The 13298-nt window shown below is 36.8% G+C and carries 8 protein-coding genes; 3 read left to right on the top strand and 5 right to left on the bottom strand.

Annotated features, from left to right (window positions below):
- Positions 1-7: 7 nt before the first annotated feature.
- Together AC0L6O_RS10630 and AC0L6O_RS10625 are read right to left on the bottom strand one after the other, a co-directional pair.
- Positions 8-1093, bottom strand: a complete 1086-nt coding sequence (locus AC0L6O_RS10630; RefSeq protein ID WP_473308419.1) for an efflux RND transporter periplasmic adaptor subunit — start codon at positions 1091-1093, stop codon at positions 8-10.
- Between the two features lie 156 nt (positions 1094-1249).
- Positions 1250-1630, bottom strand: coding sequence for a hypothetical protein (locus tag AC0L6O_RS10625; RefSeq protein WP_473308418.1), 381 nt, complete (start codon positions 1628-1630; stop codon positions 1250-1252).
- Positions 1631-1879: 249 nt separating this feature from the next.
- On the opposite strand from AC0L6O_RS10625, the gene AC0L6O_RS10620 reads away from it, so the two are divergent.
- Entirely contained in the window at positions 1880-3685 is a 1806-nt protein-coding gene (locus AC0L6O_RS10620) for an SGNH/GDSL hydrolase family protein (RefSeq protein ID WP_473308417.1), read from the top strand.
- A gap of 67 nt (positions 3686-3752) precedes the next feature.
- Here AC0L6O_RS10620 and trxA read toward each other — a convergent pair whose 3' ends face one another.
- On the bottom strand, positions 3753-4076 hold the full coding sequence (gene trxA / locus AC0L6O_RS10615) for a thioredoxin (protein WP_111370274.1): 324 nt from the start codon (positions 4074-4076) through the stop codon (positions 3753-3755).
- A gap of 122 nt (positions 4077-4198) precedes the next feature.
- Here trxA and AC0L6O_RS10610 point away from each other — a divergent pair, with 122 nt between their 5' ends.
- Positions 4199-8071: a M12 family metallo-peptidase gene (locus AC0L6O_RS10610; RefSeq protein ID WP_473308416.1), complete on the top strand. Its 3873-nt coding sequence runs from the start codon at positions 4199-4201 to the stop codon at positions 8069-8071.
- A 166-nt stretch (positions 8072-8237) separates the two neighbouring features.
- Positions 8238-8999: a hypothetical protein gene (locus tag AC0L6O_RS10605; protein WP_473308415.1), complete on the top strand. Its 762-nt coding sequence runs from the start codon at positions 8238-8240 to the stop codon at positions 8997-8999.
- Between the two features lie 82 nt (positions 9000-9081).
- Here AC0L6O_RS10605 and AC0L6O_RS10600 read toward each other — a convergent pair whose 3' ends face one another.
- The gene (locus AC0L6O_RS10600) at positions 9082-9477 is read right to left on the bottom strand and encodes a hypothetical protein (protein ID WP_473308414.1); all 396 of its coding nucleotides are present in this window, start codon (positions 9475-9477) and stop codon (positions 9082-9084) included.
- 112 nt (positions 9478-9589) lie between these two features.
- Positions 9590-13225 (bottom strand): DNA polymerase III subunit alpha, encoded by a 3636-nt coding sequence (gene dnaE / locus AC0L6O_RS10595; RefSeq protein ID WP_473308413.1) that lies wholly within the window; start codon positions 13223-13225, stop codon positions 9590-9592.
- Positions 13226-13298: the final 73 nt, after the last annotated feature.

The following is a 13298-nucleotide window of genomic DNA, read 5'->3' as shown; positions in this document are numbered from 1 at the left end:
TTTTTAATTATTCGGCATACAGACCTAAATCAGAAATCACCACTTCAGGCTTTAAGAATGTATATTCTATCTTCTGGTTTTCTTTCACCTTACGTAAGCCCTCCAAGAGTATCTTGTCGCCTATTTCTAAACCTTCCGAAATAGCATATAGATGTGGTAATTCTGCTGCAACTTTAATTTGACGCGAGCGTATAATATTATCTTTATCAACCACATAGACGTAATTTTTATCCAAAACCTCGAAAGTTGCTTTTTGAGGAATAAGTAATGCATTATTTATTGGGCGATTTACCTGAACATTACCAGTTTCACCATGTCTTAATAGCCCTTTTGGATTAGGGAAAGTAGCTCTGAAAGCAATATTCCCTGTTTCATTATTAAAGTCTGCTTCTATGGTCTCTACTATTCCAGGGTAATCAAATAGCTTATTGTTAGCCATCATTAAATTCACTTTAAGCATACTTGATTTGTCTAAACTAGCCTTATAGTCAAGATATTCTGCTTCAGGGACATTGAAATAAACCCACATTTTACTGTTATCAGACATGGTGGTAAGTAAATCGCCTTCGTCCAATAAACTCCCTTGCCTTACCTCAAAGTGGTCCATAATACCACTAAAAGGAGCTTTGATTTGAGTAAAACTCAAATGAACCTCTGCCATAGCTTGTTCTGCCTTAGCTTTATCAAGTTTTGCTTTGGCTAAAGCCAATTCGTTTTTAGAAACAATATTGCTATCGGCCAAAGACTTGGTATTTTGATATTCTATTTCCGCAAAATTGGTTTCTGCTGTAGCTTTTTGAAGTTCGGCCTTATACATGGCAGGCATAATCTGAAACATCAATTGCCCTTCTTTCACATACTGGCCTTCGTCTACATAAATTTTTTGTAAATATCCCTTTTCTAGAGCTCTCAGCTCAATGTGCTGAATGGAGTGAATTTGACTAACGTAATCCTTTATTATCGTAGTATCCTTTTGAATAGGACTAGTAACCAAGAAGTTAGTTTCTACTTCGTGTTCTTTTTCTTTTTCTGACTCGCAGCTAGCAAGGCACAGCATAGTGCCCAAGCTAAACAGCATGAAAATTTTATTCATTTCTATTTAGTTTTGATTTAGGACATAGTTTGTCCTGATAAAATGTTAGATATAGATTGTTTGAATAGCTTCCTGAATCCGAAAAAGCATAATACTTCTAGGACAAAGCTATTTTTGAAGATTTACAGGCTTTTAGATTACCTGTGTGTAGAGTTTCTAAATTCTAAAAACCTCGAATAAAATGTATCTCTTATTGGATGAAAGGCTTTCGCAAACTGGAGTCCCGTTATAAATAGAACCAGCTGGAAAACTAAAGGAAGGAGCAGAAAAAAGAGCCGAAATAGAGTAATCACTCTGGGTATCTTCTTGGAAAGAGGTCACCTCTTCCTCTTTCTCTTCTTCTGAATCTGTTACATAATACTCATGCCCTAAAGCTTTCTTCTGAAAAGGCTCCACTTTAAGGAGCTCATCTTGATGAGAAGAGGCAATAATTTTTGAGACTGAAGGATGGCATAAATTACCCTCTTCGCTAAATGAATTATATCCACTTAGCAAAAGCACTAAAAGAGGGAGAATAAATTTAATGAGTTTTGCCATTTGAGTATCAAAGCTATGTTAGGATATTCTCAATTTCAAAGGCCTTTTTATTAAAAGTGAGCCCCCACAAAAAAGAAACTTCACAAAATCCAGTAATAAATTTAGATAATGATAAAAAGGAATTTTTCATTAAATCCTTTTAGACAATAAACCTACTCTCTATGGTCTCATTATGTCTATAAAAGGATATTCAAATTGTTAATTAATTATATCTTGCAGCTATATTAAACCCAATTGAAAAATAGCTTCATGAAGAAACTACTCATACTGTTTTATACACTTTTTAGTTTTGTCTCTTTCGCTCAAGACAAAGACAACATTTCTTGGTGGAATCCTGTAAACAATAGCTTCCATGTCATAGAAGGCCAAGCTTGGCCGAATGAAAAAGCAACGCCTTACGCAAGGCTTCCTGCCCGAGCAGAAGCTGAGGTGAGTGATGCCATTTGGAACTTATCAAAGCAGTCGGCTGGCTTAATGATACGGTTTAGGTCAAACGCCAGCGAGATAAAAGTACGCTACGGAACCACCAAAAGCCATAAAGGAGAAAAGGTTTTTGAACTAAACCACATGCCAGCTACGGGCGTAAGCGGTGTTGATTTATATGCCATTGATGCCGACGGCAATGAACTATGGTGTGCCGGCAACAGAAGTTTCGGTGATACTTGTCAATTTGACTTCAACAGACTGAACCCAATCGATGCTTATCATAAAATGGGCAGAGAATACCGACTTTACCTACCTCTTTATAATGAAGTTTCTTGGTTAGAAATTGGGGTTGACAGCGATGCCATTTTCACTCCCTTAGAAACCAGAAAAGAAAAGCCAATTGTGATTTATGGTACTTCCATAGCTCAAGGTGCATGTGCATCACGACCAGGAATGGCTTGGACCAGTATTTTAGGCAGAAAAATGGATAGGCCACTTATCAATTTAGGTTTTAGCGGAAATGGTAGACTAGATGCTCCCATCATAGATTTAATGACAGAAATAGATGCTAAAGTTTGGGTGCTAGATTGCCTTCCTAATCTTATTCCTGATGCTTGGGAAAGAAGCGGCATTTATAAAGCTGAAGACTTAAAGCAAAGAATCATTTCGGCTGTAAAAGGTCTTCGAAGTAAAAATGCAAACACCCCTATTCTGGTGGTTGAACATGCTGGCTACACTCATTCGCTCATGAGCGAAAACAGAAAAGACCAATACGAAACTGCCAATAAGGTTCAGAAAGAGGCTTTTATTCAGTTGAAATCTGAAGGAATAACTAACCTATATTACCTAACAAAAGAAGAAATAAACCTGAGCATAGATGACATGGTAGACGGTACCCACCCGAGTGACTTAGGAATGCAGCACTATGCAGAAGCCTATGAAAATAAACTTAGGACTATCTTAAAAGAGGCTAAAGGAATTGTAAGCACAACCATTCCTGTGACACAATATAGAGAGCCTGGCAATTATGATTGGGAAAAACGTCATAACCAACTCTTAGAAATAGGTCAATCAGATACTCCAAAATCAGTCATATTAGCCAACTCTATTGTTCATTATTGGGGTGGCATACCTCGTGCTAATATGGCCAGGGAAGAAAATTCTTGGGAAAAATCCTTCACTCCTGCTGGCTTAAGAAATTACGCTTATGGTTGGGATAGAATTGAAAACGTAATATGGCGAGTATATCATGGCGAACTAGATGGTTTTGATGCCGAAAACATCTTGGTGATGATTGGCACAAATAACATCCATCTTAACAGTAATGAAGAAATAATAGCTGGTTTGAAAATGCTTATTGACGCCATAAAAGAAAGACAGCCTAAAGCTAATATTAGATTGATGGGTTTACTGCCAAGAAGAGATTATGAGGAGAGAATAGTGACGCTTAATGTTTCTATTGCCGCTTTAGCCGGAGATAGTAATGTCGCCTATGCTGATTTAGGGCAAGGTTTTGTCCAGGAAAATGGAAAAATAAAGGAAGACTTATTTTCTGATGGGCTTCACCCAAATGAGCAAGGTTACCTTATTTTAAGCAAAGGAGTCAAACCGCTTTTAGGTTTAAAATAAACCTCTTAAACATGAAAAAGGCTCGCTTTTATTAAGCGAGCCTTTTATCTATTTTTTAAGATGCTAATTACATAGCAGCTTCTAACTTCTGAGTCAATACATGCTTAGGAACTGCTCCTACAATTTTATCAACCATTTCTCCTTTTTTGAAAATCATCAAAGTAGGGATTGAACGGATACCGAATTCCATAGGTGTAGCACTATTAGCATCTACATCCATTTTACCCACTACCGCTTGGCCTTCATATTCACCAGCAATTTCTTCTACTACTGGTCCAATCATTTTACAAGGTCCGCACCATTCTGCCCAAAAATCAACCAATACTGGTTTTTCTGAAGCTATTAATTCTTTGAAGTTTGCGTCGTTTATTTCTATCGCTTTACCTGCCATTTCTTGTTATTAATTTGAGTTCGGGTATGTAACATCTATGCAGTTTAATTTAGTTCCAATCAAAATTGCTCGCCTAAATTTAATTTTAATTAATTTACCCTTTCATATAAACTTTTTATACTGTGCACACTTTAAAAGTCACATTTCTTTTAATACTACTTAGCTTTCAATTTCCTGTTTTTTCTCAAGATTCCACGACTGTATTCTCCTGTGGATTTGACGAAAGCGAGCTCGACCTGTCAATTTTAAAAAACATTGACACAAGAAATTTTAAAGTAAGCGAAGATGGATTTTATGTGGCTAAAATTGCCATAGATATTGATTACGATACCTATCAACACTTTTATTTCAATGAAGAGCTAATCCGCTTTGAATTAAATAAAATGATTCAAAAGGTTTCGAAGCTCTATGAAAAAGAGATTAACACTAAACTTACCGTAAGTGAAGTGCATATTTGGAAGTCAGAAAATGATGACCCCTATAAAAACGAGTTTGATATTTATAGAATGCTTTCACTTTTACGAGAAAACGTTCTTCAAAACAACATTTTCTCTCAAGATTTTGACTTCTATATGTACCTGCCTACCAAGAATTTTCTCGGAGCAGGTGGTTTAGCATCAGCCAATGGAAACGTATCTCCATGGGGACAATTTAAAACCATGGCTCATGAAATAGGCCATAATTTTGGTTCTCCACATACGCAGAGCTGCAGCTGGGAAAACGGTCCTTTAGACTTTTGTTATCCTGCCGAAGGCACCTGTTATGAAAATGCCATAGATGATAAGTTGGGAACGGTAATGAGTTACTGCTCATCTACCATGTCAAGCTTTCACCCTGAGGCTAGAAACTTAATCCGAGCCTATGCCAGTCAAAACCTCAGATTTATAGACGTAGTGCCCCCTAGTCCAGTTTTAGAAACAGCGATTACAAATAGCCAAAATGTTCCATATTACTCTTTCAAGCCAGTTTCAGAAGCAAATAAATACTATTACGAAATAGCCCTAAATTCAACATTTGACAATATCCTTTTCTCAGATACTACGAGTTTCTATTCCATTTACTTTGATGAATATGCCAACTATGCCCAATACTATTTTAGAGTAAAAGCCATTAATGACAATGGAACTTCACCTTGGTCAAATATTTCTAAAATTACTAGAGAATCAAATAAGCTCGCCATCCCTGTCCCTGAAGACACATTTAATAAAAAATACATTGATTTTTCTGCAAACTCTGATGACCGCTTAAACTTCTCTGCTGTACAAAACGCGGAAGGGTATGAAATAGAAATTTTGCAATACAGTGGAAGCTTTATCCCAGTTAGAAATTACTTTAGTTATAATTACAAAAGCACTTTTAATTTCACTTTAGTTAGCAAGGCTGCTTCATTCTTTGGGTCTGATTTCATGTGGCGTGTACGTGCTTATAAAGGAAATGAGACTGGAGCATGGTCTGAATTTCAATATATTTTCAATAAAACGGAGTCCATCTACTCCAACTTCAATTTAAGAAGCCCCCTACCTACTAGTTTTACCATAATTCGAAACGATTTTTCTCAAACCAGCACCAATTACACCTTACAGAAAACCGATAACAATCAAACTATTGATATACCTGAAGCCAACATTCAGAAGGAAAAAAATAGGTTTATATTTCAAAACCTAGCCCCTAATTCTACTTACAAATTGACTAAAGAGGTTTCAAGTGGTAATTATCTCATCTGGGGAGAAAAAGCAGAAGGCTTTCAATATACTACCGAAAGAGTTTTGACTACTTCTAATGAAAGTTTACCTAATAATTGGGAATTATTCTCCACCAAAGATAGCACGACTGAACTAAGAACATATGATAGAAAACTCAGCAACAAATACATGTTTGTTCAAACAAACAATGGATTGTTAAGGCATAATTTGAATAACGATGACACCCAAGTTTTCAATACAGAAAACACAAACGGCCTCATTGGAAATCAAATTCGAATGCTCGAAATAGATAATGAAAACAACTTATGGCTGTTTCAACAAGTATCAAAACGCTTAGATTTCTCTGGTGTATTCCCTGACCCCGTCTACAGCCTAATGAAGTTCAACCCTGATAATATGAACTTGTTAGAAAGAATTGATTTTGAGTATGCTGACTCGGGAGAGTTACTAAGTTTTGACCCTAACAGAATGCTATTTTCTACGGATTCTCGCCTATTGAAACTTAATAATGACAGATTAGAATTCATTTTTGACATCGCGAAATTAAAGAATGCTTATAATCAATCATATACTTGGGGTTTTAAGGGGAATAAATATTGGTTAAGAACTGCAACCGATAATGTCGATTATGCGGAGCTTGTATCCATAAATCTTGACGACCTAAGTACAAAAGTTTATAACCATGAAACGCACTCAAACTGTCCCAAAAATTTTTCTCAGGTATTTTTTGATGAACTAGGGAATCCGCTCATTCTCAATCGTGAGAATAATAATGTACTTAAATTAGAGGGAAACCAATTTAACATAGAAGCCAATTTAGCCTATCAAAACGGCTATTTCTCAAACCTTACTTACCAAAACGGCATATTTACCGCTAGAATTTATTCCAATGAACCAGGAATCTATAAATTCTATAATTCCGAATGGAATAAAGTAAGCCAGTACCCTGACTACATCTTTGGCTTTTATGACAACTTCACTGACCAAACAGGGAATGTCTGGTTAAATACTTATAACACACTTATAAAATTAGATGTCTGCTCTGAAATTTCACAACCCGTAGTAAGTGCCGAAACGGAGGTAGCTTATGGAAACCCTACCACAATTAATGTTTCTGGCTGTTCAGCTCTTAATTGGTCCTTTAATAATTTGGATGGAGAACTAACAAATGATAACCTTACCTCCAAAACCATTAAACCGAAGGCTAGTTTTTCGTACCAAATTAGCTGTAACGATAATGGCTGTACATCAAATCCTGTTCAAGGAAATGTGGCTGTAGTTCCAAAACTTTTAGTCAATTCTGCTGTTTCTAATACTATTTGTTCCAACGATATTATTCGCTACAAACCAACTATCCAAGGCCAATACTCCGCTGAAAACCAGTTTAGGGTAATTCTTTCTAATAATGAAGGGCAAAACTTTCAAATAAACGGTAATGAAGTTGCGGAAGGACCCTACCTTTTAGACAATGCTATTCCAGCAGGCACTTATTGGACCAAATTGAAATCATCGCACCCTGAGAGTTTTTCTTCCGATTCGGTTTTAGTAAACATTGTAAAATCTGCCAATGTAAATATTACTGGCGTATCCGACATATGCAATGGCGAATCAGGCAGTTTAACTGCAGAAGTAACAGGAAACGGCCCTTTTAATTATTTTTGGGCAGATGGTCAAGCTCAGATATTGTCAAGAGGTGTCAACTTTCCTATAACAACTAGTGGTACTTATCAACTTGCAGTACTGGATGCTAATGGATGTACTTTCATTAGTGATTTAATAACTTCCGATGTAATAGATTTAGCCGGAAGCATCACGGCACAGGGCTCTACAGAATTAGCTTCAGGCCAAACGGTGAACTTGTTAGTAGATTATAACGCTGGCTGGGCCTATGAATGGAAGCTAAATAATGAATCTACAAATTTTGGTTCTACCAACCTTGTCACGGTAAGTCAACCCGGAATTTATACCGTGAAAATTAAAAAGGGCAGCTGTGTTTTTGAAACGGGAGGAGTACAGATAAAACAAATACTCGCTAGCATGGAAGAAAAACCGGAATGGGAAGTCAAAATAGCTCCTAATCCTGCTGAAAAGTATTTGCACATTACACTTCCTCTTAATAATTCTGCTTTGGTTTCATTTAAACTACTCTCTACTGAAGGGAAAATATTAAAATCTTGGCAAAGCTCTTCTAGGGTTCAAAGAATTGACATCTCTAGTTTAAAAGCAGGCTTATATTACCTCAAATCTCAAACTGATAATAAAATGTCAACCAAGAAGTTTATCCGAAACTAAATTGACAAAAAGCCCCATTCTAATCTAATAAAAGCGTCAAAAAGGTAATTAACAGCATAATAATACCACCAATATTAACATACGGTTGATTTAATATTAATTAATTGTTAAGTTTATAAGTCTACTCTAGCTTTGAAAAGAAACAAAATAAAAACATCTATAAATAATGTCTAAGAAACAACTGGCAAAAGACGCCTTAAAATCATTCCTAAAAACTGTAAAAAAAATAAAATCTTTCGACTTGAAGAAAACCTTTACAGAGGATGGGAAAACGTACTCTATGCTATCTATCATAGTAAAGCATAAAAAAGGTGATGTACCTGAGCCTAAATTAGCCACTAAGTCGAAAAAGGACGATAAAAAATCTAAGAAGACTGATAAATCAAAAGCTAAAAAGACGAAGTCTAAAAGTAAAAAAAAAGTAAAAACTAAAGAGGTCAAATCTGTTAAACCAGCTCCTAAGCCTGTAACGGTGAATGTTACTATTGCGAAAACACCTAAGCCTAAAACTAGCCCCGTAGCTAGCACAAAAACTGAAGTGGCTAAACCTGCGGTAGTAAGTACAACAGCAAAAGCACCTATCAAGCAAGTGGCACCTAAACCTGCTCCTGCTGTAGCTAAAGCTCCTGTAAAAAAAGTAACAGCTACCAGAACGAGAAAACCAACTGTTGGTGACAACTTGAAGCTTATTGAAGGCATTGGGCCTAAAATAGAGTCGTTTTTGAAGGAAGATGGAATTGATACGTTTGAAAAATTATCAAAAGCTATTCCAGATGATATTCAAAAAATGTTAGTTGCCAAAGGCGGAACAAGGTATAATGCTAACAATCCGACCACATGGCCTGAGCAAGCTGCTTTGGCTGCCAAAGGCGACATGGAGGCTTTTAATGCTTTAAAATTAGAATTAAAGGGAGGAAAAAGAGCTTAATTTCAGCTGTTTAACAAAGAAAAGGTCTCATCATTAAAATGATGAGACCTTTATTTTTTATAGTACTCCAAAGAAATTAAGCTTACCTAGCTACCACACCAGCTTTCCCAAACTCTTCTACCATCTCCAAAGCTTCATCTTTGATGGTATCTTTAGGGAACAAGAAGGTTTTATCCATTAATTTATTCCCCTCAAAGAAAGTAACCTTGTACTCATTATTCAGCCTAAAAAGTTCTGGCTGAATCATTTCTATTTTTGCGTAAGAGTTAGCAGGTATTTTGTCTATTTGCTTTCTAATTAATGTAGTCTGGTCTTTTTCATCAAAACCATGAGAAACTACCAAGACCATTTCTAGTTCTATGGGCTTATTATTAAAGATATAAGTATTCCAGTCGTCACATGAGAAAATCTCATTAAACTCTTTTATCACAGCAACAAAAACGTCTTTAACTTCTGGTATGTGTATGTCTTTTTTCATAGTGATTTTGCCTATTAGCCATGATAGGCTTTTTGTGCTACGGCCTTAGCTGTCAATTATTTGTTCTTCGTTTGATTTCGTTCCCTATGTGCTTATTGAAAATATTAGAAGCCTAAGCAAAGGTTACATTCCCTTCACCTAACAGTTCGTTTAATTCTTGGTAAACATCTTTATTAATGTCAATCTTAGAGTTTCGGCTAAATAGGTTCAGATTTAACTCTTCCGCATTATCGAATATGCTGAACTTAAGCTCAAAACTACCTGGATGAGACGTACTCACTTCTCTAAGGTTTTTAATAAAGTTTTCATTGATTTTGCTCAACTCTATTTTCAGATTGACCTCTTTAAAATGTTGTTGTTTCACCTCAGAAAGAAGCTTCATTTCTTTGGGCTTAAACTCAAATTCATCGTCTCTATTCCATCTCGATTGTATTCTCCCTCGAATGAATAAAAACTGCCCTTCCATCAGGTAGTTATTAAAGGTGACATGGTCTTTACCAAAAAGCATCATTTCTAAAGAGCCTGAATAATCTTCTAGTTTAAAAATGGCAAATGGATTTCCATTCTTAGACTGCCTATGCTGCACCATGGTTATCACACCACCCACACTAAAATCTCTATCTTTATTCTCTGGAAGCATCAGTGTATCTAAAGGCTTACAAAGACTCATTTCTATAGAAAATTGGTCTAATGGATGCCCTGAAATATAAAAACCGACTACATCCTTTTCATACTTTAACCTTTCAATATTCCCCCAAGGTTCTACTTTTTCAGGAACAGGATTTGCCACCGCTCCTCCACCAGCTGCCTCACCAAATAAGGAAGCCTGAGCCGAGTTCTTATCTTCTTGAATCTTATTAGCATAGCGAATAAGCATCTCAATGAAGTTTCCGCCTTGCGGATATTGAGCAAAATATTGACTTCTATAAACTTCTTCAAAACAGTCAAACCCGCCTGCGTAAACTAATGCCTCTATAGTCTTTTTATTAACCGTTCTAAGGTTAATTCTGGTCATGAAGTCGTAAATATCTTTATAAGGACCATCGTTCCTTTTCTCAATAATATCATCTACTGCTGCATCACCACTGCCTTTAATACCGGCAAGCCCAAATCTAATCTCTCCGTTTTCATTCACACCAAAACGCTTGGCAGACTCATTTACATCAGGGCCTAAAACAGGTAAACCTAATGCTCTACATTCCTCCATAAAGAAGGTAATCTTGTCAATGTTTCCAAGCTGAGAAGTAAGTACACCCGCCATATATTCTGACGGATAATGTGTCTTTAAATAAGCTGTTTGATAAGCTACAAAGGCATAACAAGTGGAGTGAGACTTATTAAAGGCATACTGAGCAAAGGCCTCCCAGTCTTTCCATACTTTCTCTAAAACATCAACAGGATGACCATTTTCAGCACCTCCATCTAAGAATTTACTCTTTAGCTTATTCAAGACTTCAATCTGCTTTTTACCCATGGCTTTTCTAAGCACATCGGCGTCTCCTTTGGTAAAGTTTGCAAGTTTTTGAGACAAAAGCATCACTTGCTCTTGATAAACCGTAATTCCGTATGTTTCCGCCAAATACTCCTCCATGGCAGGCAAATCGTAGGTAATCTCTTCCCTACCGTGTTTTCTATCAATAAACTTAGGGATATAAGCTATAGGACCTGGTCTGTACAGGGCGTTCATGGCTATCAAGTCACCAAACTGATCAGGTTTGAGCTCCTTCATGTACTTTTTCATCCCATCAGACTCAAACTGGAAAATAGCGTTGGTCTCTCCTCTTTGAAAAAGTGCATACGTCTCTGGGTCATCTAAAGGAATATAATCTATCCCTCCTTCTAAAAGAGCTAAGGTTCTTTTTTGCTTTTCAGTTGCATTATCTCTATCAATATTCTGCCCATGATTTTCCTTTATCATTCTCAAGGCTTCTTTGATAATCGTAAGATTTCGCAGACCCAAAAAGTCCATCTTAATTACCCCAGCATCCTCAATAATTTTCCCTTCGTACTGCGTTACCAAAAGATCAGAATCTTTGGAAGTACTCACAGGTACAATATCTGATAAATCATGCGGTGCAATGATAATACCTGCTGCGTGAATACCAGTGTTCCTAACTGTTCCTTCAAGCTTTTCAGCTTGCTTTAAAACCTTGGACTCTAGACCTGTACCATGATAGAAGTCTCTAATTTTCTGAACATTAGCCACCTCTTCTGGACTTAAGCCTAGAGAGGACAAACTCTTATGAGGTCCCGTTTCAGGATAATGAATAAGCTTCTCAAAGTTTATTCCGTAAGATGGCTTATCAGGAACCATCTTGGCTATATAATTGGCATCTGCCAGTGGCAGTTCCATTACCCTTGATACATCTTTTATGGCAGATTTGGTGGCCATAGTACCGTAAGTAATAATCTGGGCAACCTGATTTTTGCCATACTTATCTACCACATAATCAATAACCTTTTGACGACCTTCATCATCAAAATCGGTATCAATATCGGGCATTGACTTTCTATCTGGATTAAGAAAACGCTCAAATAGAAGGTTATACTTGATAGGGTCAATATTGGTAATTTCAATACAATACGCCACCACGGAACCAGCGGCTGAACCTCTACCAGGACCAATCATCACGTCAAGCTTTCTTCCTGCGTCAATAAAGTCCATCACAATGAGGAAATAACCAGCAAAACCCATGGTTCTAATGGTAAAAAGCTCAAAGTCAATCCGTTCCTTTACTTCTTCTGTTATTTCACCATAGCGTTTCTTTGCACCTTCGTAGGTCAAATGCTGTAAGTATTCCCACTGATTTAGCTTATCATCAGCATGCTTTTTAAATTCCTCTGGTATAGGGAAGTTAGGCAGCATAATATCTTGCTTGAGCTCCAGTGTTTCCACCTTCCCTACTATCTCATTGGTATTATCGATAGCCGCCGGAATGTCGCTAAAAAGCTGCGTCATTTCGGCCGTAGTTTTGAAATAAAACTGGTCATTATAAAAAGCAAACCTTCCGTTTTTACTTCCGCCCTCATCATCATAGTCCTTCATTTTGGGCGTAGCCATTTTTTCGTTGGTGTTTACACACAACAAAATATCATGAGCCACCCAGTCTTCTTGGTCTACATAATGAGAGTCATTTGACGCTATCACATTTACGTTATATTCCTTAGCCCATTTAAGCAAAACTTGATTGACCTTGTTCTGGTCAGGAATATCATGACGCTGAATTTCTATATAATAATCTTCTCCAAATCTGTCAAGCCACCACTTAAACTCTTCTAAGCCTGCCTTTTCGCCATGCCTTAAAATCTCTTGCGGAACCCTAGCTCCCAAGCAGCAAGTAGTTGCTATTAGCCCTTCCTTATATTTCTCTATTAATGCCTTGGTTACCCTAGGATACTTACTATAAAGACCATCCATGTAGCCTAATGAGCACAGTTTAATAAGGTTTTGATACCCTTGTGGTGATTTTGCTAATAAAAGCTGATGATACCTTTTATCCTTTTTCTCTTTGGTAAACTGTTTAATAGTATGGTCTTCTACCACATATAATTCACACCCCACAATAGGCTTAATTCCAAATTTGCTGGCATTAGCCACAAAGTCAAAAACACCAAACATATTACCGTGGTCTGTAATAGCCACTGCTGGCATATTATCGTCCTTAGCTTTCTGAAAGATCTTTTTAATACTTGAAGCACCATCTAAAAGAGAAAATTGAGTATGATTATGAAGGTGGGAAAACTGCATTATTGAGGGTAAAGATTCACTAAAATTGTATCACAAAATTAGCCGATTTCTAGGTGCATTATTAATGGAATAG

This window comes from Arcticibacterium sp. GJ41-1, from assembly GCF_055808875.1.
This window is presented reverse-complemented; position numbering and strand designations above follow the sequence as displayed.

Bases quoted from the DNA above. Each gene is read 5' to 3' on its own strand.
- AC0L6O_RS10630 (WP_473308419.1), bottom strand. From the start codon at position 1,093: ATGAATAAAATTTTCATGCTGTTTAGCTTGGGCACTATGCTGTGCCTT.
- AC0L6O_RS10625 (WP_473308418.1), bottom strand. From the start codon at position 1,630: ATGGCAAAACTCATTAAATTTATTCTCCCTCTTTTAGTGCTTTTGCTA.
- AC0L6O_RS10620 (WP_473308417.1), top strand. From the start codon at position 1,880: ATGAAGAAACTACTCATACTGTTTTATACACTTTTTAGTTTTGTCTCT.
- trxA (WP_111370274.1), bottom strand. From the start codon at position 4,076: ATGGCAGGTAAAGCGATAGAAATAAACGACGCAAACTTCAAAGAATTA.
- AC0L6O_RS10605 (WP_473308415.1), top strand. From the start codon at position 8,238: ATGTCTAAGAAACAACTGGCAAAAGACGCCTTAAAATCATTCCTAAAA.
- AC0L6O_RS10600 (WP_473308414.1), bottom strand. From the start codon at position 9,477: ATGAAAAAAGACATACACATACCAGAAGTTAAAGACGTTTTTGTTGCT.
- dnaE (WP_473308413.1), bottom strand. From the start codon at position 13,225: ATGCAGTTTTCCCACCTTCATAATCATACTCAATTTTCTCTTTTAGAT.